The following is a 19186-nucleotide window of genomic DNA, read 5'->3' on the forward strand; positions in this document are numbered from 1 at the left end:
TTTTTCGTTCACGGCATATGCGGATAAGCTTATGGGCCAGTACTGGCGCGGGTTTCCGGGCCATGGGCCGGCTTGCCCGGATAAGCGGTGCGGCACGGCGGTGAGGCCATAATCGAACCATGAGCGGAGCCATCGATTTCGATTTCGACGACGTCGATACCCAACCGCCCGCCGAAGGACCGGCGACCCAGCCCCCCGACACCCTGCCGCCCGACGTTCCTCCGCGTCGGCGCGCGCTGATCGTCAACGCGAACCGCGACCAGCGCCTGTACCTGCGCGCCAAGCTTGCCCTGGTGCAGTTGTGCGAGGCGGACGAGGCGGAGACGGGCGCCCAGGCGCTGGAGCTCGCGCGCGACAACCAGTACGTGCTGGCGGTCGTCGATTTCGACCTGCCCGACGCGCAGGGCTGGAAGCTGCTCAGGGAGCTGGGCCAGGGCCAGCGGCCGATCGCCAAGGTCATCGCCATCAAGGACCAGCCGTCGCTCGCCGAGCGCGTGCACGCCCGCTTCGCCGGCGTCGTGGGCTTGTTCGACAAGCCGCCGCACCCCGGCAGGTTGCACGCGCTGCTCGCGAAGATCTAGCGGACGAGGGCGCGCAGCGGATCGAGCGCCTGCACGAGGCGCGCATCCAGCGGCAGCGGTTCGTCGTGCACCTGCGCAGCCAGCAGTTCCCCGGCCAGGGCGCTGAACGTGAGGCCGCGCGAGCCCATTGCGGTGCTCACCCACAGGCCCGGTCCGATTTCGCCCACGAGCGGGCGGCGGTCGGTGGATGCGCAACGCACGCCGGCCCAGGCTTGGATCGGTCGATGTTCCAGCTGTGCCGCGACGTCGGGCAGCAGTGAATGCAGCCGCTCGAGATTCGCCCGCGTGTCCTGCGCGCGAATGGACGCGTCGGCATCGCCGCGGACATAGGTCGATCCGCAGAACCAGGCGAGCCCGCCGTTCACGGGCACGAAGGGGATGAAGTGGCCGTTGCCGTTGACCGGGGACGCCGGCAGTTGCAGGTTCTCGTCCTGCATCCCCCAGGCGATCTGCCCGCGGACCGGATGCAGCGCCACGCGATCGGCAAGCAGAGCCTGCGAAGCCTGCGCGGCGGCGACGACGACCAGCGTCGCGGCCCGCGGTTCGACTGAACTCACGCGCGTGGCGCCGCGCCATTCGATGCCGGGCTGGGCGAGCCAGGCCCGCACCAGCGCGGCAGGCTTGATCCAGCCGGCGTGCTCTTGCCATGTTGCGCTCTCGCCGTCCCGGCGCAGCACGCCGGTGAGGCGCCAATCCTCGCCCTCGCGCAGCAGCTCGCGCGCCTGCTGCAAGGTCATGCGCACGCCGGCGCGCGACAGGCGCGAGAGCAGGTTGTCGTCGGGCGAGGTGTGCGGCGCGAGCAGGCCGACGGGCAGGCCGGATGCACCCGCTGCCGGCGCATTGGCGGCGTCCATCACGGTGACGGACCAGCCGCGCCGCGCCAGGCTCGCGGCGGCCGCGGCACCGGCGAGCCCTGCGCCAATCACGACGGCATCGGCCGGCTCGACGGATCCGGCCGGTCGCAGCCCCTTCGGCTCCCAATGCGGATCGAACACCGCATGCGTGCAATGGCGCTTGGGCGGCAGCCCGTCGACCTTGCGGACCTGGAAGCCGCACTCCCCGAGCGTGCGCCGCACCTCGCCGGCCACCGTCCACGTCGCGAGCTGCGTGCCGCGCCGGCAATGGCGGGCCATGGCCTTGAGCGGTGCCGCATCCCACATCTGCGGATTGCGCTGCGGATCGAACCCGTCGAGGAACACCGAATCGGCCGTGAACGGTTCGCGCTGGAGCATCTCGCGCGCATCGCGCACGTGCAGCGTGAGCAGCACGCGACCGCCGTCGAACGCAAGGCGGTGTGCGCCCCGCGCGAGGCCGGACCACCGGGCCGCGAGTTCGCGCGCGAGCGGGGCGAGCCCTTCGTGCGCCGCCGCGCTGCGCACGATGTCCTCGGCCGACACCGGCCAGGCCTCGACCGAGACGAAATGCAGGATGCGCGGGCGCCGCGGGTCGTCCTTCCACGCGCGCCACGTCGCGAGGAAATTCAGCCCGAGCCCGAAGCCCGTCTCCAGGATTCGCCACTGCGCGTGGCCGGCCCACGCGTCGGGCAAGCCGCAACCGCGCAGGAAGACGTGGCGGGCCTGCTCGAGCCCGCCCGCACGCGATCGGTAGATGTCGTCGAAGCGGGCGCTGCGCGGCGTGCCGTCAGGCTGCCACTCCACCGGCTCCGCCACGGGTCTTCACTCTTTGGGTGGCACGTAACCGGCCGCGACGTCCGCGCCGGTGCCGAAGAAGTGCTGCTCCATCTGGCGGCGCAGGTAGTCCCGTGCGCGCTGGTCCGCGAGGTTGAGGCGGTTCTCGTTCACCAGCATGGTCTGGTGGCGGATCCATCCCTGCCACGCCTCCTTGCTGACGTTCTCGTAGATGCGCTTGCCCAGCTCGCCCGGGTAGGGCGGGAAATCGAGTCCTTCGGCGTCTCGGCCGAGCTTGATGCAGTGGACGGTGCGGGCCATGTGTTGCCTGGTCTGATTAGCTTATGCAGATAAACAACTGAAAACTCTGTCGTTCCAGTTCCGGATCTCTCGCCCAAGAATGCGGCCCATCCCAACGAAGGAGCCGTGCCGTGAGCACTCGCCGAGACTTTATCAAGATTCCACTGGTTGCCGCCGCGCTCGGCGCGTTGACCCTGTGCGCCTCATCCGCCTTCGCGCAGAAGGCGCCCGTCACGCTGCTCAACGTCTCCTACGACCCGACGCGCGAGCTGTACGTCGAGTTCAACCAGGCGTTCGCCAGGTACTGGAAGGGCAAGACCGGGCAGGACGTCGCGGTGCGCCAGTCGCACGGCGGCTCGGGCAAGCAGGCGCGCTCGATCATCGACGGACTCGATGCCGACGTCGCGACGCTGGGCCTCGCGGGCGACACCGATGCGCTGGTGCAGCACGGCGGCTGGGTCGCCCCGGACTGGCAGAAGCGCCTGCCGCACAACTCCTCGCCTTACCAGTCGACCATCGTGCTGGTGGTGCGCCAGGGCAACCCGAAGGGAATCAAGGACTGGGACGACCTCGTCAAGCCCGGCATCGGCGTGATCACCCCGAACCCGAAGACCTCGGGTGGCGCCCGCTGGAACTACTTGGCCGCCTGGGAGTTCGCGAAGCGCAAGTACGGCGGCGACGCCAAGGCCAGGGAGTTCGTCGCGAAACTGTACGGCAACGTGCCGGTGCTGGACACGGGGGCGCGCGGCTCGACGATCACGTTCGCGCAGCGCGGGCAGGGCGACGTGCTGATCGCCTGGGAGAACGAGGCCTTCCTGCTCGAGAAGGAGTTCGGCGGCAAGTTCGACGTCGTCGCGCCGTCGCTGTCGATCCTCGCCGAGCCGGCCGTGGCGGTCGTCGACAAGAACGTGGACCGCAAGGGCACGCGCCAGGTCGCCGAGGAGTACCTGAAGTACCTCTACAGCGAGGAAGGCCAGGACATCATCGGCAAGAACTTCTACCGGCCCGCCGTTTCACAGAAGGCGCAGGCGAAGTACGCGAAGCAGTTCCCGAAGATCAGGCTGTTCACGATCGACGAAGCTTTCGGCGGCTGGACGAAGGCCGACAAGGAGCACTTCGCGGACGGCGGCAGCTTCGACCAGATCTACTCGCGCAAGTGACGAAAAAAAAGGGCGCCGCAGGGCGTCCTTTCTCTTACGCGGCCAGCGCCGCTTCCCCTTGGTTCGCCGCTTCGTTCACGGCGATCTTGATCTCCACGTCCGCGAGGTCGAAGGCCTTCTTCTTCGCTTCCTCGCCCATAGCCACGCCTTCGGCGCGCACGAAGCGGACGTCGGTGACGCCGAAGAAGCCGAACACCGTCTTCAGGTAGCTCTCCTGGTGGTCCAGCGCCGCCAACGCGGGGTTGGTCGAGTACATGCCGCCGCGCGTCGACGCGACGATCACGACCTTGCCGCCCGCGAGGCCCACCGGGCCCTTCTCGGTGTACTTGAAGGTGCGGCCCGCTTGCGCCACACGGTCGATCCAGGCCTTGAGCTGGCTCGGGACCGAGAAGTTGTACATGGGCGCGCCCACGACGACCACGTCGGCGGCGAGGAACTGGCTCACCAGCTTCTCGGAGAGCTCGTTCTCCTTGCGCTGCACGTCCGACAGGCCCTCGGCGTTCACGCCCATCCGGAATCCCAGCGAGTCGGCGTTCAGGTGGGTGGGCGCCTCCAGGGCCAGGTCGAGGTGCTCGACCTTGGTGTGGGGGTGGGTCGCACGCCACTGCGCGACGATGCGCTGCGTGAGTTCACGGGAGACGGAGCTGCCGCCGAGCGGGCTGGAATCGATGTGGAGCAGTTTCATTTCAGACCTTTCAATCAGTGTTCAGGAGCCGATTGGCTTGGTAATGATTGTGGGCATGGGCCGATGAATTGATAAGACGGCGATTTCGCAATACATTGTCCCGACTGGCAGGACAATCCATGCAAGATCTCAACGATATGTACTACTTCGCCGAGGTGGTGGACCGCGGCGGCTTCGCCGCTGCCGGGCGTGAACTCGGCATCCCGAAGTCGAAGCTGTCGCGCCGCGTGGCCGAGCTGGAGCAGCGCCTGGGCGTGCGGCTATTGCAGCGGACCACGCGCAAGCTGTCGCTGACCGAAGCGGGCGAGCTGTACCACCGCCATGCCGTGGCGATGCGCGAAGAGGCCGAGGCGGGGGAAGAGGCGGTGGCACTCGTGCAGAACGAGCCGCGCGGGACCATCCGCGTCACCTGCCCGACGACGCTGGCCCAGACGACGGTGGGGCCGATCCTGCCGAAGTTCCTGGCCGACCATCCGCACGTGCGCCTCGACATGATCGTGACCAACCGCGTGATCGACCTCGTGCAGGAAGGCGTCGACGTCGCGCTGCGCGTGCGGGCCACGGTGGACGACAGCGGCAGCCTGATCGTGAAGAAGCTCTCGCCGACCAACGCGCTGCTCGTGGCGAACCCGCAGCTGCTGGCCCGCGAAGGCCGGCCGCAGCATCCCGAGGACATCGGGCGGCTCCCGAGCGTGGCGATGTCGGCCGCCGACGGGCGCGCCAGCTGGCAGCTGAAAGGTCCGCACGGCCGCGAGTTCACGGTGCAGCACAAGCCCTGCGTCACGGCCGACGACCTGGTCACGCTGCGGCATCTCGTCATCGAGGGCACCGGCATGTGCGTGCTGCCGGACTACCTGTGCCACCGCGACATCCGGGAAGGGCGCATGGAGGAAGTGTTGCCCGGCTGGGCGCCGCCGACCGCGATCATCCACGCCGTGTTCCCGTCGCGGCGCGGCCTGGTGCCGGCGATCCGGCGCTTCCTCGACTTCCTCGGCGAGAACGTGACGGGCGAGGGGATCGGCTGCCCGACGTGACGCGTCAGCGACGCGCTGTGGCCAATGCGCGTTCGTACACTTCGACATATCGCGCCGCGCTTTCCTCCCAGCCGAACTTGCGCGCCATCCCGTTGCGCTGGATGCGTTCCCAGATCGCGGGATCGGAGTACGCGTCGAATGCGCGGTCCAGCGCGTTGGCCAGTCCCGCGGCGTCGCAGGAGTCCATGACGAACCCGCTGCCGTTCACCGGGTCGGCGTCGACATCGATCACGGAGTCCCTGAGCCCACCGACCGGCGCGACGATCGGCGGCGTGCCGTAGGCCTGGCTGTACATCTGGTTCAGGCCGCAAGGCTCGAAGCGCGACGGCATCAGGAAGCAGTCGATGCCCGCTTCGATGCGATGCGCCAGCGCCTCGTCGAAGCCGAAGCGCACCGCCACGGCCTGTGGGTGCCGTTGCGCGGCGGCGCGCAAGCGGTCGTGCAAGGCCGGCTCGCCTTGCCCGAGCACGACGAGCTGCCCGCCGCGCGCGACGATCGTCTCGATGGCGCCGAGCACGAGATCGATCCCTTTCTGCGAAGTGAGGCGGCTCACCACGCCGAACAGCATCGCGCGTTCGCCCACGGCCACCCCGCAGCGGTCCTGCAAGGCGAGCTTGTTCGCGTGCTTGTTCCACAGGTCGGGGGCGCCGTAGGGATGCTCGAGGTGCGCGTCGGCCTGCGGGTTCCACGCCTGCGTGTCGATTCCATTGAGGATGCCCGTGAGCTTGTGCGCCTGGGCCTGCAGCACACCTTCGAGACCTGCGCCGAACGCCTCGGTACGAATCTCCCGGGCGTAGCTCGGGCTGACGGTGGTGATCGCGTCCGCGAACTGCAGCGCGGCCTTCAACATCGACAGCTGGCCCCAGAACTCCACGCCGTCGATGCCGCGCCAATGCCATGGCACACCGAGCACGTCCGCGAACTGCATCGGAAAGATGCCCTGGAAGGCGATATTGTGGATCGTGATGACGCTGGCGGCGCGCTGGTGCTGCGGCAGCGACACGCGCCAATCGGCGAGATACAGGGGTGCGAGGCCGCAGGGCCAGTCGTTGGCGTGCACGACATCGGCCTGCCAGCCGTGCAGCGGGGACATCGGCATGCCGACGCGGGCCGCCACGTGCGCGAGGAAGCCGAAACGGAACGCGTTGTCGTGGTGGTCGTGGCCTTCCGGCGTGACGTACGGGCCGCCCGGCCGGTCGTACAGCGCCGGGCAGGCGAGCAGCACCAGCGTGATCGCAGGGGTCTCCACGGTCATCAATTGCGCCGCGGGCCAGCGGCCGTCCGCCGGCAGGTCCACGGTTTCGGTGACATCGCCTTCCACTTTCATCCCGGTGTACGCGGGCATCAGCACGCGCACCGAATGGCCCAGGCGCGACAGCGCGGGTGGCAATGCGCCGCTCACGTCGCCGAGCCCGCCAGTCTTCACCCAAGGTGCGCATTCGGGGGTGACGAACAGGATCTTCATGGCGCTCTCCCGTGCAGCACGGCGAAGGGCAGGCCGTGTGCCTGCGCGAACACGCGCTCCAGGGAAAGCGAGGCTTCGCCCGTGCGCGGCACCTCGATCTCCTCGCCCGTGAGCCAGTTGCGCCAGCGCGGGATGCGCGACACCGCCTCGGCCTCGAGGTCGACTTGCGTGTCGCGCCACAGGGACGGTGACCAGCACGCCTCGTCGCCGCCGCACAGCGTGTAGGTGCATCGCGCGGCGATCACGGCGATGACGTCGCCTTCATGGTGCCGCGCGAAGGCAATCGCATGGTCGGCTGCTTCCCCGCGTGGCGCGAGCGGCAGGTAACCGCCGTGCTGGAACAGCTTGTGCAGGGCGCCGCGCAACTGGAGCAGCCGCCAGGTGACGAGCTGCTTGATGCGTCCGTCGGCGGCGCCGCGCCACAGCTCGTGCCACTGCGCTGCGCTCGGCACGCCGTCCTCGGCCAGCCTGCGCAATCCTTCGAGCTGCGCCGCGAGCTGGCCGAAATCGACCGGCCGGCGGTTGTCCGGGTCGACCAGGCTGAACGTCCACTGCTCGCTGCCCTGGTACAGGTCGGGCACGCCCGGCACGGTGAACTTGAGCGCGACCTGCGCGAGGCTGTTGCCAAAGCCGAAGGGAGCGAGCCGCGCCGTCATGCGGTCGAGCTCGTCGACGAAGGGATTGGGCTGGCCGGGCCGAAGCAGCGCATCGACGAAGCGCTCCATCGCGTCCTCATAGGCGGGCACGGGGCTGGTCCAGCTCGTGTTCAGCTTGGCTTCGCGGATCGCCTTGAGCATGTAGGCCTGCACGCGATGACGCAGCGCGTCTCGCTCACCGTCGGTCGGCGGTTGCGCGGGCCACACGCCGACGAGCGTCTGGAACAGCAGCCACATGTCGGTGCGCGTCGGCGCCGGTCCGGCGTCGGTCTGCGTGACGTAGCGCTCGGCCCGGTGATGGAAGCGCTGCAGGCTTTCGTCCCACAGGTCCGGGTCCTCGGCGAGAACGTTCAAGCGCGCGCGCAAGTCCTCGGCGCGTTTGCTGTCGTGCGTGGATGTCGCGAGCATCGAGTGCGGGCGAAACCGCAGGCGAACCTGGTTGGCCGCATGGAAAGCGGCGGGCGAGATCCCGAAGGTGCGCGGGTCGCTGCCCACCTCGTTGAGCGAGAGCAGCCGCACGTAACGATAGAAGGCCGTGTCCTCCACCGCCTTGGCCATCACGGGCGCGGTGAACTGCTGCCAGCGGGCGATGAAGCGCGAGCGCAGTCGTGGATCAGCATGCACGGCTTCGCCCTCGCCGAGCAGCACGTCGCGCAAGTGATCGAGCACCGCGGCCTCGGCGCCGCCCAGGCGTCGCTTGGCGGCAGCCACCGCCCAGTCGATGTGTTGCCGGTCGTTGGCACTCGGCGGCTCGCCCGCGCGCAAATAGGTTCGGTACACCGGGAAGGCCGCCGCCGTTTCCGCCAGCGCGACGCGCAGGCGCGGCCGGGTGAAGTCGCAGGTGCGGCGGTTGGCGCGCGTGATCTGGTGGATGGCCGTCGCCAGCCAGCGCAGCTCGGAGAACAGCGCCGTGTAGATGATGATCTTCTTGCAGCGGTAGACGATCTCGTCGAAGCTTTGCGCCTCGCCGGTGAACGAGCGATAGAGCCGATCGACTTCCCCCTCGCGCCGCGAATCGACGAAGAGCCCATTCACCAGTCCCGAGAAGCGATAGCCCGTGTCGCCATGGACGGGCCACGCATCGGGCAGCATTTCGTGCTCGGCCAGGATCTTCTCCACGACGAGGTACAGCGCGCGCGGCTCGTGGCCGATCGCGGTGGCTTCGCGTGCGTAATGGCATTGCAGGCGCTCGAAGTATTGCTGCGGGTCCGAGAGGCCGTCCGGGTGGTCGATGCGCAGGCCCGCGAGCTGGCCGTTGCGCAGCCAGCGCAAAACGAGCCGGTGCGTCGCCTCGAACACGGACAGCTGCTCCATGCGCAGCCCGGCGAGCGTGTTGACGTCGAAGAAGCGCCGGTAATTCACGTCGTCGCTCGCCACGCGCCAGTTCGTCAGGCGCCACGCCTGCCGTGAAACCAGGCCGTCGAGCCTGTCGAAGCTCGCGGCGTCGCCGACCTGCCCATTGAGCTGCTTCAGGCAGGCATGGATCCATTCGGGAAGCCACTCGTGCCGCCGCGCCAGGCGCGCGAGCGTCTGCTTGAAGACGGCGGCGTCGCGCGAGCGTGCGCGCTTCTCGCTCTCGTCGTGCGCATCGCGGCCCGGCAGGCGGCCGAAGGAGGCGAGGACCGACGCGACGACGGCATGGCTGTCGGCCTCGGCCTCGGTGCGTGCGGCGGGCGGTGGCAGCACGTCGAAGATGTCGGGGTAATGAGCCGGGTCGATCGGGAAGCGCTGCTCCCAGTAATGCAGCGAGAACTCGCCGGCATGGGCGTCGAACTTCAGTTGCAGCTCGCCCGCTTCCAGGATGCGGCCGTAATGGTCGCCCAGCACCGGCAGCAGCACGCGCCCCGTGGTCTCGGGCGAAAGTGGGTGCCATTCGATGTCGAAGGTCTGCGCGTGCGCGGACGCGGGCCCGTTCTCCAGCACGTCGAGCCACCAGGCGTTGTCGGCTTCGAGCACGCCCATGTGGTTGGGCACCACGTCCAGGATCTGGCTCATGCCGTGGCTGCGCAACTGCTCGCACATCCGGTCATACGCGCGCGCGTCGCCCACCTCTGGGTTGAGCGCGTTGTGGTCGACGATGTCGTACCCGTGCGTGCTGCCCGGGCGCGCGCGCAGGTAAGGGCTGCTGTAGAGGTGGCTGATGCCCAGCGCGTGCAGGTAGGGAATCGCGCGCGTGACGTCGTCGAAGTTGCAGTCCTTGTGGAACTGCACGCGGTAGCTCGCGACCGGGATGCGCGCCGTCGAGAGGGGCGGCAATTCCACGCTGGCCGATTCGGTCGGCGCCGGGCCGCTGCGCTGCGCGCGCAGCACCGAAGCCAGCGAAGCGAAGCGCGTGTCGCTGGCCAGCTCGTCCACCGTCATCGTGAGCTTGCGCCGCCAGTTGGGAAAGCGGTCCTCGGTCGTGCCGGGCACGTTCACCTGCAGCAGTTGTCCCGTGACGTCCTCCAGTTGCACGCCGACCAGCCAGCAGGGCGTGCGCGCGAGGTACGCATAGACCGCATCGACGAACGCGGGCGTCGCGTCGGGCACTGAGCTCGGCTGCACCGAAGCGCCGGGGGGCAACAGGCCCTCGCGTTCCAGTGCGAGCAGCAGGCGGGCACGGTCCTGTGCGCGCTCGACGACATGCTGTTCGCGCGCCCCCTCGTTCGGGTAGAGGTTCAATCGGGCCAGCACCTGCATGTCCTCGCCCAGCCAGAAGCCGCGCAGGGTCGGCAGGTCGTGTGTGCTGACGACGGCCAGCGCCTGGGCGTGCCATCGAGAAGGCTGCTTGAACGCGCCGTCCTCGTTGCGCTCGAACAGCAGCGGGCGGTACGACAGCAGCGATTGCTGCGCCATCGCCTCGCGCATCCGGGGTGCGACGTTCCCGAGGTCCTCGCCGATCACCATGCATTGGTGGCGGTGGCTTTCCAGCGCGAGGATCGCGAGCAGCTCGTCGAGCGGGTAGCGCACGTAGGTGCCTTCGCCGCCTTCGGTCCAGAACAGCCGCATCAGCGCCATCACGTGGTCGAGCCGCAGAGCGCCCGCGTGCCGCATGTTCGCGCGCAGCGTCTCGATCCAGGGGCCGAAGCGCGCGCGCTGGAGCGCGACCGGGTTGACCGGCGGCAGGCCCCAGTCCTGTCCGAGCGCGTTGAGCGGGTCGGGCGGCGCGCCGACGTGCATGCCGAGCGCGTACAGATGCGGCTGCACCCAGGTTTCGGCGCCACCTTCGTTCGCGCCCACGGCGAGATCGCAATACAGCCCCAGCCCCATGCCGCGCGTGCGAGCGTAGCGCTGCACGTTCTCGAGCTGAGATTCGGCAAGCCATTGCAGCCAGAAGCGGAATCGCACTTCGGAGGCGTGCTCGCGCGCGAAGTCCTGGACGCACTCGGCGTCGATGTCGCGGTACTGTCGCGGCCACGCAGGCCAGCCCCAGGTGTTCGCGTCCTGCTCGAAGAAGTGGGCTTGCAAGGCTTCGAAGAGCGCGTGGCGCCCCAGCGTCTGCTCGCGCTCCTTCGTGAACGCCTCGAAGTGCGCCGCGCGCGCCGTCTTGTGGGCGATCTCCTGCCGTTCGAAGTGTCGCCACAGCATCTGCAGCACTTCTTCCTTCGCGGCCGCCACGCCCGGGTAATCGACCAGCTCGGTGCCGCGAAGCGAAAGAAGCCTTTCCTGGAATGCGTCCGAGTTCACGTGCGCGGCCGCTTCCCGCGAGCCGCTTTGGTCGACAAGCAGTTGCACGTCCAGGTAGATCGGGTTCAGCGCGTTGCGGCTCGACGGGCTGTAGGGACTCGCCACCTCGGGCCGGTGCGGGAAGAGGGCGTGCAACGGGCTCAGCCCGACGAACGACGCACCCTGTCGCGAGGCGATTTCCACCAGCCGGCGCAGGTCGCCGAAATCGCCGATACCCCAGTCGTGCGACGAGCGCAGTGCGTAGAGCTGCACGGTGCAACCCCACCAGCGTTCGCCCGCTTCGAGGGCGGGCGGGATCCAGCAGCGGGCGGGTGCGACGATGACGAGGCAGTGCGGGTCGTTCGCCTCGCCCACGGTGAGGTGCCAATACCCACGCTCCAGTCCCGCAGGCAACTCGATGGTGTGGTCGTCGCCCAGCGACGAAACTTCGCCATGGTGCGGGCGCGCCCCCCGGGCACCATCCGCGGGCGTGAGCTGCCATGTGCGGGCCGCGGGCGTGCCGCGCCACTCGATGCGCAGTGGCGCACCTTCGGCGGCCACGCGCACCGGTGGAAATCCGTTGGCGGGCGCGAGAAGCGGCTGCTCGGGCGACACGCCCATCGCCGCGAGCGCGCGCCGGATCACGCCCTCGCCGACCGGCTTGTCCTCGCCCCAGAAGCTGCTGTACTGCAGCGCGACGCCGCAGCGCTCGGCGAGTTCGGCGAGCTCGCGCGAGACGGCGCTCATGCGAGAGGGCCCATCGTCCAGCGGGCGGCCCAGGCCGGCCATTCGGTCAGGTCGGCCGGCCAGTCGTGGGCGAAGATTTGCTCGCCCGCCGTGAGCTCGTCGATGCGCGTCGGCAGGGGCAGGGGCTGCGGTCCGAGATTCAGTTGCAGGACGATGGCTTGCCCATCCTCGTAACGCCAGCACACCTGTATGCCGGTGTCGCCCACGCGGTGCGCGGTGTGCCGGCCGTGCGCGAGCAGGTCGTGCCTCGGTGCAAGATGCGTGCGCCGCACGTGCAGCGCGCGTTCCACCAGCTCGAGCCAGCGCCGGCCTTCCTCGCTCTCGCGTTGCGCATCGTCGGGCCGGCTGGCCTCGAACGTCTTCTCATCGCAAGGGTCCGGCGCCTGCACCGCTTCGCCGAATTCGCGCTTGCGCCCCTCGCGCACGGCATCGCGCAGGTCGCCCTCCCAGTCCGCGAAATAAAGCCACGGCGTGGTCGCGCCGAACTCTTCGCCGAAGAACAGCATCGGGACCGCGGGCGTGAGCAGCGCCAGCAGCGTCGCGAGCGGTGCCGCGCCCGGCGGCACCAGTTCGCGCAGCCGCTCGCCGAATGGCCGGTTGCCGGTCTGGTCGTGGTTCTGCGCGAAATTCACGAGCGCGCCCAGCGGCTGCGCCGGCGCTTCCTTCGGGTGCTTGCGCGCACCGCCTTCGCCCCGTGGCGACGGCTCGAACAACATGCCATGCGAAAGACAGCGCGCGAGCAGGTTGAGCGGCTCCTTGCCGTAGTCGCGGTAGTAGCGTTGCGTCTCGCCCGTGAGCGCCACGTGCAGGACATGGTGGAAATCGTCGTTCCACTGCGCGTCGTAGCGGCCCGGCTCGGGTGCGGCAGCCAGGCGCGGGTAGTCGTTGTTCTCGTTCTCGAGCACCAGGTGCACGTGCCGGCCGGCGGCGGCCTCGCGCACCGCGCGCGAAATCTCCTCGAGCACGTGCGGCCGGCCCTTGTCGACGATCGCGTGCACGGCATCGAGCCGCAGGCCGTCCATGCGGTACTCCTGCACCCAGTACACCGCGTTGTGGACGAAGAAGTCGCGCACCGTGCGGCTGCCCGGTCCATCGAAATTGATGGCCGCGCCCCACGGGCTCGCGTGCGTTTCCGAAAAGAATTGAGGTGCGTAGCGGCCGAGGTAATTGCCCGAGGGGCCGAAGTGGTTGTAGACCACGTCGAGGAACACCATGAGGCCGTGGCGATGCGCTTCCTTGACCAAGTGCTTGAGCTCGTCGGGTGTGCCGTAGGCCGCGTGCGGCGCGAACGGCAGGACGCCGTCGTAGCCCCAACCGAAGCGACCGGGGAAGTCCGCCACGGGCATGAGCTCGATCGCGGTGATGCCCAGCTTGGCCAGCGACTCGAGCTTGTCGCAGGCCGCCATGAACGTGCCTTCGCGCGTGAAGGCGCCGACATGCAGCTCGTACAGCACCACCTCGTTCCACGGCCGGCCGCGCCAGTCGTCCCAGTCGAATTGCAGCGGATCGACCACCGCGCTCGGCTCGTGCACGCCGTGCGGGTTCTGGCGCGACGCCGGATCCGGCACCAGCAGCTCGCCGTCGATACGCCAGTGGTACAGCGTGCCGGCCGCCGCTTCGTCCACATGGCATTCCCACCACCCTTGCGCGTCGCACTCGGCGGGATGGAACTGCGGCTTCGCGCCGGGCCCGGCATACGTCGCGACCTCGGCCTGCTGCGCGGCGGGCCCCCACAGGCGGAAGTCGACGCCACCCTGCGCGTTCAGCACCGCGCCGACAGGCATGTCATGCCGGCATCGCATCGCCTGCACCTTCCACTCGTTGCGTGAGTATGGCCATCGCGTGCGCCGCGAGCTCGTACTTTTGTTCTCCCTCGACGGTGCGCGAATCCCCGAGCGACGCGTCTTCCGCGGTATCGACGCGCACGCGCCATCGGCCCGCGGCGACGGGCGTCTGCGGCAGCGTGAACGACACCGGCTCGCCGGACGCGTTGAAGAGCAGCAGCACGCTGTCGCACGGCTTGCCCTCGGGCACGAACCGGCCATCGATCAGCGCCGCGATCACGCGCACCTTCGGGTCGGTCCACTCCTCGGGCGTCATGGGCAGGCCCCATACGCTGAACCAGCCGATGTCGCGCCGGCCTTCCTCGTCCTCCTCGCCGGTGAACCAGCGGTTCGCGCGCAACACGGGCAGTTCGCGCCGCAGGTCGACGAGCGCGCGGACGAACCGGATCAGCGGGTCGGACGCGCGCTCGGGCCGCCAGTCGAACCAGCTGATCGGGTTGTCCTGGCAGTAGGCATTGTTGTTGCCGCATTGCGTGCGGCTCATCTCGTCACCGCCCAGCAGCAGCGGCACGCCGCGCGAGACGAACAGCGTCGCGAGGAAGTTGCGCTTCTGCCTTTCGCGCAGCTGGACGATGTCGATCTTCTCGGTCGGCCCTTCGAACCCGCAGTTCCAGCTGCGATTGTGGCTTTCGCCGTCCTGGTTGTCCTCGGCGTTCGATTCGTTGTGCTTCTCGTTGTAGGAGACGAGGTCGTGCAGCGTGAAGCCGTCGTGCACGGTCACGAGGTTGATGCTGGCCGAGGGCGACCGGCGGCTCGGCCCGTAGATGTCGGCCGATCCGCACAGGCGCGCGGCGAAGTCGGGCACCGAGCCGTCGGCGCCGCGCCAGAAGTCGCGCACCGTGTCGCGGTAGCGGCCGTTCCACTCCGACCAGCCGGGCGGAAAGCCCCCGACCTGGTAGCCGCCCGGCCCGACGTCCCAGGGCTCCGCGATCAGCTTCACGCGCTTGAGCACCGGGTCCTGCGCCACGGCCGAGAGAAGCGGCGATCGGTGGTCGAACGCGCCGGCGCCGTTGCGTGCGATCGCGGGGGCGAGGTCGAACCGGAAGCCGTCCACGTGCATCTCTTCCACCCAGTAGCGCAGGCTGTCCATGACGAGGCGCAGCGTCGCCGGGTGGCTCGCGTCCAGCGTGTTGCCCGTCCCCGTGTAGTCCATCATGTGGCGGCGGTCCGGCGCGAGGCGGTAATACGAGGCGTTGTCGATGCCCTTGAAGCACAGCGTCGGGCCGAGGTGGTTGCCTTCGCAGGTGTGGTTGTAGACCACGTCGATGATGACTTCCAGCCCGGCGGCGTGCAGCGCCTTGACCATGCGGCGGAAGTCGTTGACATCGCCGCCCAGGCAATAGCGCGGCTCGGGCGCGAAGTAGGCGACGGTGTTGTAGCCCCAGTAGTTCGCCAGGCCCATGTCCATCAGGCGCCGCTCGTCGTTGAACGCGTGGACCGGCAACAGCTCGATCGCCGTCACGCCGAGCCTGCGGAAATGTGCGATCGCCGCTCCGGACCCGATGCCCGCGAAGGTGCCGCGCTGCTCCTGCGGCAGCTCGCGCATCTGCATCGTGAATCCGCGCACGTGCGTTTCGTAGATGACGGTGTCCTCGAGCGCAACGCCCGGCGGCGTGTCGCCCTCCCAGTCGAACGCCGGGTCGAACACCACGCACTTGGCCGCGAGCGGCGCGTTGTCGACCGTGTCGATCTTCAGGTCGCGGTCCGGCCCGCCGAGCCTGTAGGCGTACTGCCAGGGTGCGCCGTGCAGCGGCCGGTCGATGGCTCGCGCGTACGGATCGAGCAGCAGCTTGTTCGGGTTGCAGCGCATGCCCAGGTCGGGCTCGTAGCGGCCGTGCACACGCAAGCCGTACTTCGTACCGGCTGCGACCCCCGGCACGAAGCCGTGCCACACGTCGTCGGTGCGGCAGGGCAGGGGAATGCGTTCGATCTCGCGTGCACCGCCCGCATCGAACAGGCACAGTTCGACCTGGTCGGCGGCGCTCGAGTGGATCGCGAAATTCACCCCACCGGGTTCGAGCGTCGCACCGAGCGGCCAGGGACGGCCGCGTTCGCAGCGGTGCGGTGCCGCGGAGTCGGCGGGAGTCTTGCGGCGGACAGCGTGATGCTTGGCGACGGCGCGTGCCGTCATGCAAGCACCTCCAGGGGGCCGGGATTCGGTTCCTTGCCGGAGGCCGCGGGCCTCGTCGGGCGCGACAACCCGCTGCGCGGCGGGAAGTAGCCGGCGGGTACGACGACGATGCCGCTTTCGGTCACGTGGAAGCGTCGCCGGTCCTCATCCTCCTCGAAGCCGATGCGCACACCGGGCGGCACGTCGTTGTCCTGGTCGATGATGGCGCGGCGGACCTGCGCGCCGGTGCCTATGCGGGAACGTTCCATGATGATGCAGTGCTCCAGCCGGGCCGCGCTCTCGACCGTCACCGAGCGCCTGAGCATCGCGTGGTCGAGCGTCGCCCCGTCCACGATGCTACCGCTGCCGACCACGGAGCGGTGGATCACGCCGTTCTCGATCTGGGCCGATTCGGCCTCGTCCGGACTGGCATAGATGGGCCACTGGCGGTTCGTGATCCGGAAGCGGGGCGCGGCGCCCAGCGTGTCGAAATGCGCCTCGAAGTAGGCATCGATGGTCCCGACGTCGCGCCAGTAGCCCGGCTCTTCATGAGGCTGCACGCCGGGGATCACGTTCCTGTGGAAATCGTAGGCGACCAGCTTGTGCGACTTCACCATGCCCGGCAGGATGTGCTTGCCGAAGTCACTGGTGTGCTGCTCATGCATGCGATGCAGCTGCTCGAGCAGCACGTCGGCGTCGAAGATGTAATTGCCCATCGAGGCCAGCGCGTGCGACGGGCGGCCCGGCATGGGCCGGGCGCTGCGCGGCTTCTCCTTGAAATCCACGATGCGGTGCCGGTCGTCGGTCTCGACGATGCCGAACTGGTCGCATTGTTCGATCGGCACGGGCAGTGTCGCCACCGTGGCGTGTGCACCGCACTTCTCGTGGAAGTCGAGCATCTGCCGGACGTCCATGCGGTAGATGTGGTCGGCGCCGAACACCGCCACGATGTCGGGCTTGAAACTCTCGATCAGGTGGATGTTCTGGTAGACAGCGTCGGCCGTGCCCTGGAACCACTCCCGGCCGTTGCGCATCTGCGGCGGCACCACCGTGATGAAGTGCTGCGGCATGAAGCGCGCCATCGCCCAGGTGTGCCTGATGTGCTCGATCAGCGACTGCGACTTGTACTGCACCAGCAGGTAGGTCGAATAGATCTCGGAGTTCACCAGGTTGGAAAGCACGAAATCGACGATGCGATGCTTGCCGTTGAAGGGAACGGCCGGCTTGCATCGGTTGGCGGTGAGGGGATGCAGGCGCGAGCCTTCACCGCCGGCCATGACGAAAGCCAGGACGTTTCTAGTGGCGGGCATCGGCGACTCCGGTAAGAGGTGAGTTCAGGTCGTAGGGTTCGTCGGAAAAGAGGACCATGGCCAGCGGCGGCAAGGTGAACTCCAGCGTTGCCGCCTGGCCGTGCAGGGGAGCGTTCGACGCGACGGCGCGGCCGAGGTTGCCGACACCGCTGCCGCCGTAGACGGCTGCGTCGCTGTTCAGGACCTCGTACCAGTGGCCGGGGTGCGGCACGCCCAGCCGCAGGCCGTAGCGTGGCTGTGGCGTCATGTTGACGATGGCAATGGCAAGCGGCTGATTCACCTCGGCCCGGCGCACGAAGCACAGGATCGTCGGGTCGTAATGCTCCAGCGGCAGCCAATCGAACCCGACGCCTTCGAAGTCGTGCACGTGAAGCGCCGCGATGCGGCGGTAGGCCGCGTTGAGATCGGCCACCCAGCGCGCGGTGCCCGCGTGATAAGGCCGCGCCCACAGGTGCCAGTCGAGCGTGCGCTCGTGATGCCACTCGTCGGGCTGCGCGAACTCGCTGCCCATGAAAAGCAGCTTCTTGCCCGGGTGCGTCCACATGTACCCGTACAGGTTGCGCAGGCCCGCGAACCGCTGCCACTCGTCGCCGGGCTGGCGTGCCAGCAGGCTGCCCTTTCCGTGAACCACTTCGTCGTGCGACAGCGGCAGCACGTAGTTCTCGGAGAACGCGTACACGGCCGAGAAGCGCACGTCGTCGCCGTGCCAGCGGCGGAAGAAGTGCGGGCGGGATACGTAGCGCAGCGTGTCGTTCATCCAGCCCATGTTCCACTTCATGCCGAAGCCCAGCCCCCCGTGGTGGACGGGCCGCGACACGCCGGGCCATGCCGTGGACTCCTCGGCGATCATGTGGATGTCGGGGAACTGCGCGTACACGGCCGCGTTCAGGTCCTGCAGGAAGCTCACTGCTTCGAGGTTCTGGTTGCCGCCGTACTGGTTGGGGATCCATTCGCCCGGGCCGCGCGCGAAATCGAGGTACAGCATCGAGGCGACCGCATCGACGCGCAGGCCGTCGAAGTGGTACTTCTCCAGCCAGAAGAGCGCGTTGCTGATGAGGAAATCGCGCACCTCGTAGCGGCCGTAGTTGAAGATCAGGCTGTTCCACTGCGGATGGAAGCCCTGGCGCGGATCCTCGTGCTCGTACAGGGCCGTGCCGTCGAAGCGCGCCAGCGCATGCGGGTCCGAGGGGAAGTGCGAGCCGACCCAGTCGAAGATCACCCCGATGCCGCCCTGGTGCAATGTGTCCACCAGCGTCATCAGGTCCTGCGGCGTGCCATAGCGTGCCGTAGGCGCGTAGTAGCCGGTGGTCTGGTAGCCCCACGACCCGTAGAACGGATGCTCGGACACGGGCAGCAGTTCCACATGCGTGAAGCCCATGTTGTGGCAGTGCGTCGCGAGGCGCACCGCGATGTCGCGGTAGTTCAGGAACCGCCCGTCCTCCTGGCGCTGCCACGAGCCGAGGTGGACTTCGTAGATCGAGATCGGCGCGCGATGCGATTGCAGCCGGCCGCGCCGGGCCATCCATTCGCGGTCGCCCCAGTGGTGCGACAGGTCCCAGATCTGCGAGGCCGTGCCAGGCGGGTGCTCGGCGCGGAAGGCGTACGGGTCCGCCTTGTCGAACCAGTCGCCCTCGATGCCCTGGATGCGGAACTTGTAGTAGTCGCCGTGGCGCGCGTTCTCGAAGAAGCCCATCCAGCGGCCGCTGCCGTCGTCGAGGCGGTGCAACGGCTGGCAGTTCCAGCCGTTGAAGGTGCCGATCACGCCGACGAAGCGGGCGTTGGGCGCCCAGACGGTGAAGTGGGTGCCGCGGTCGACCGCGTGCGCGCCCATCACCTCGAACTGGCGGTGGTGGTGCGCACCGCGCCAGGTCCCGGCGCCGCCGTGGGTTGTCGTGGTCGTGTTGGAATTGGAGTTGATCATGCCGCCCGAGCCCGAGCGACGAATTCTGGTTGGCGCTCCTGCGCGGCCATGCAGGAAGCGATGGCGATGCGACGTAGTCCGCCGCCTACAGACGGAAAGA

12 protein-coding genes are annotated in these 19186 nt (G+C 68.6%); 3 read left to right on the forward strand and 9 right to left on the reverse strand.

The features are described 5' to 3' along the window. Positions 1 to 119: 119 nt before the first annotated feature. Positions 120 to 581, forward strand: coding sequence for a response regulator (locus AC3EF3_RS08680; protein WP_488531750.1), 462 nt, complete (start codon positions 120 to 122; stop codon positions 579 to 581). Here AC3EF3_RS08680 and mnmC2 read toward each other — a convergent pair. Together mnmC2 and AC3EF3_RS08690 are read right to left on the reverse strand one after the other, a co-directional pair. Then, positions 578 to 2251 carry a tRNA (5-methylaminomethyl-2-thiouridine)(34)-methyltransferase MnmC2 gene (gene mnmC2 / locus AC3EF3_RS08685; protein WP_488531751.1) on the reverse strand — a complete coding sequence of 558 codons (1674 nt, stop codon included), beginning with the start codon at positions 2249 to 2251 and terminating at the stop codon, positions 578 to 580. The two genes, AC3EF3_RS08680 and mnmC2, sit on opposite strands and share 4 nt — an antisense overlap. 6 nt (positions 2252 to 2257) lie before the next feature. Beyond that, positions 2258 to 2530: an oxidative damage protection protein gene (locus tag AC3EF3_RS08690; protein WP_488531752.1), complete on the reverse strand. Its 273-nt coding sequence runs from the start codon at positions 2528 to 2530 to the stop codon at positions 2258 to 2260. A gap of 110 nt (positions 2531 to 2640) precedes the next feature. On the opposite strand from AC3EF3_RS08690, the gene AC3EF3_RS08695 reads away from it, so the two are divergent. Then, the gene (locus tag AC3EF3_RS08695; protein ID WP_488531753.1) at positions 2641 to 3669 is read left to right on the forward strand and encodes a sulfate ABC transporter substrate-binding protein; all 1029 of its coding nucleotides are present in this window, start codon (positions 2641 to 2643) and stop codon (positions 3667 to 3669) included. 34 nt (positions 3670 to 3703) lie between these two features. Here the strand turns inward: AC3EF3_RS08695 and AC3EF3_RS08700 are convergent, their stop codons facing one another. After that, a complete protein-coding gene (locus AC3EF3_RS08700; protein WP_488531754.1) occupies positions 3704 to 4354 on the reverse strand; it encodes an FMN-dependent NADH-azoreductase in 651 nt (216 codons plus the stop codon). Between the two features lie 119 nt (positions 4355 to 4473). On the opposite strand from AC3EF3_RS08700, the gene AC3EF3_RS08705 reads away from it, so the two are divergent. Next, positions 4474 to 5388, forward strand: coding sequence for a LysR family transcriptional regulator (locus AC3EF3_RS08705; protein WP_488531755.1), 915 nt, complete (start codon positions 4474 to 4476; stop codon positions 5386 to 5388). A gap of 4 nt (positions 5389 to 5392) precedes the next feature. Here AC3EF3_RS08705 and glgA read toward each other — a convergent pair whose 3' ends face one another. The 6 genes from glgA to glgB are packed head-to-tail and all read right to left on the reverse strand — an operon-like array spanning position 5393 to position 19086. Then, on the reverse strand, positions 5393 to 6853 hold the full coding sequence (gene glgA / locus AC3EF3_RS08710; RefSeq protein WP_488531756.1) for a glycogen synthase GlgA: 1461 nt from the start codon (positions 6851 to 6853) through the stop codon (positions 5393 to 5395). Then, a complete protein-coding gene (locus tag AC3EF3_RS08715; protein WP_488531757.1) occupies positions 6850 to 11901 on the reverse strand; it encodes a malto-oligosyltrehalose synthase in 5052 nt (1683 codons plus the stop codon). The genes glgA and AC3EF3_RS08715 overlap by 4 nt, the downstream gene beginning before the upstream one ends. Beyond that, entirely contained in the window at positions 11898 to 13703 is a 1806-nt protein-coding gene (gene treZ / locus AC3EF3_RS08720) for a malto-oligosyltrehalose trehalohydrolase (RefSeq protein ID WP_488531758.1), read from the reverse strand. The genes AC3EF3_RS08715 and treZ overlap by 4 nt, the downstream gene beginning before the upstream one ends. Beyond that, positions 13687 to 15876 (reverse strand): glycogen debranching protein GlgX, encoded by a 2190-nt coding sequence (gene glgX, locus AC3EF3_RS08725; protein WP_488531759.1) that lies wholly within the window; start codon positions 15874 to 15876, stop codon positions 13687 to 13689. Before glgX ends, treZ begins: the two co-directional genes overlap by 17 nt. Next, a complete protein-coding gene (locus AC3EF3_RS08730; protein ID WP_488531760.1) occupies positions 15873 to 17165 on the reverse strand; it encodes a glucose-1-phosphate adenylyltransferase in 1293 nt (430 codons plus the stop codon). The genes glgX and AC3EF3_RS08730 overlap by 4 nt, the downstream gene beginning before the upstream one ends. Further along, entirely contained in the window at positions 17152 to 19086 is a 1935-nt protein-coding gene (glgB, locus tag AC3EF3_RS08735; RefSeq protein ID WP_488531761.1) for a 1,4-alpha-glucan branching protein GlgB, read from the reverse strand. Before glgB ends, AC3EF3_RS08730 begins: the two co-directional genes overlap by 14 nt. Positions 19087 to 19186: the final 100 nt, after the last annotated feature.

The sequence above is a fragment of the Ramlibacter sp. GS1-15 genome, from assembly GCF_057785015.1.

What these genes read in the sequence shown, in the direction of transcription:
- AC3EF3_RS08680 (WP_488531750.1), top strand. Translation starts at nt 120, where the DNA reads ATGAGCGGAGCCATCGATTTCGATTTCGACGACGTCGATACCCAACCG.
- AC3EF3_RS08690 (WP_488531752.1), bottom strand. Translation starts at nt 2,530, where the DNA reads ATGGCCCGCACCGTCCACTGCATCAAGCTCGGCCGAGACGCCGAAGGA.
- AC3EF3_RS08700 (WP_488531754.1), bottom strand. Translation starts at nt 4,354, where the DNA reads ATGAAACTGCTCCACATCGATTCCAGCCCGCTCGGCGGCAGCTCCGTC.
- AC3EF3_RS08705 (WP_488531755.1), top strand. Translation starts at nt 4,474, where the DNA reads ATGCAAGATCTCAACGATATGTACTACTTCGCCGAGGTGGTGGACCGC.
- glgA (WP_488531756.1), bottom strand. Translation starts at nt 6,853, where the DNA reads ATGAAGATCCTGTTCGTCACCCCCGAATGCGCACCTTGGGTGAAGACT.
- AC3EF3_RS08715 (WP_488531757.1), bottom strand. Translation starts at nt 11,901, where the DNA reads ATGAGCGCCGTCTCGCGCGAGCTCGCCGAACTCGCCGAGCGCTGCGGC.
- treZ (WP_488531758.1), bottom strand. Translation starts at nt 13,703, where the DNA reads ATGCGATGCCGGCATGACATGCCTGTCGGCGCGGTGCTGAACGCGCAG.
- glgX (WP_488531759.1), bottom strand. Translation starts at nt 15,876, where the DNA reads ATGACGGCACGCGCCGTCGCCAAGCATCACGCTGTCCGCCGCAAGACT.
- AC3EF3_RS08730 (WP_488531760.1), bottom strand. Translation starts at nt 17,165, where the DNA reads ATGCCCGCCACTAGAAACGTCCTGGCTTTCGTCATGGCCGGCGGTGAA.
- glgB (WP_488531761.1), bottom strand. Translation starts at nt 19,086, where the DNA reads ATGATCAACTCCAATTCCAACACGACCACGACAACCCACGGCGGCGCC.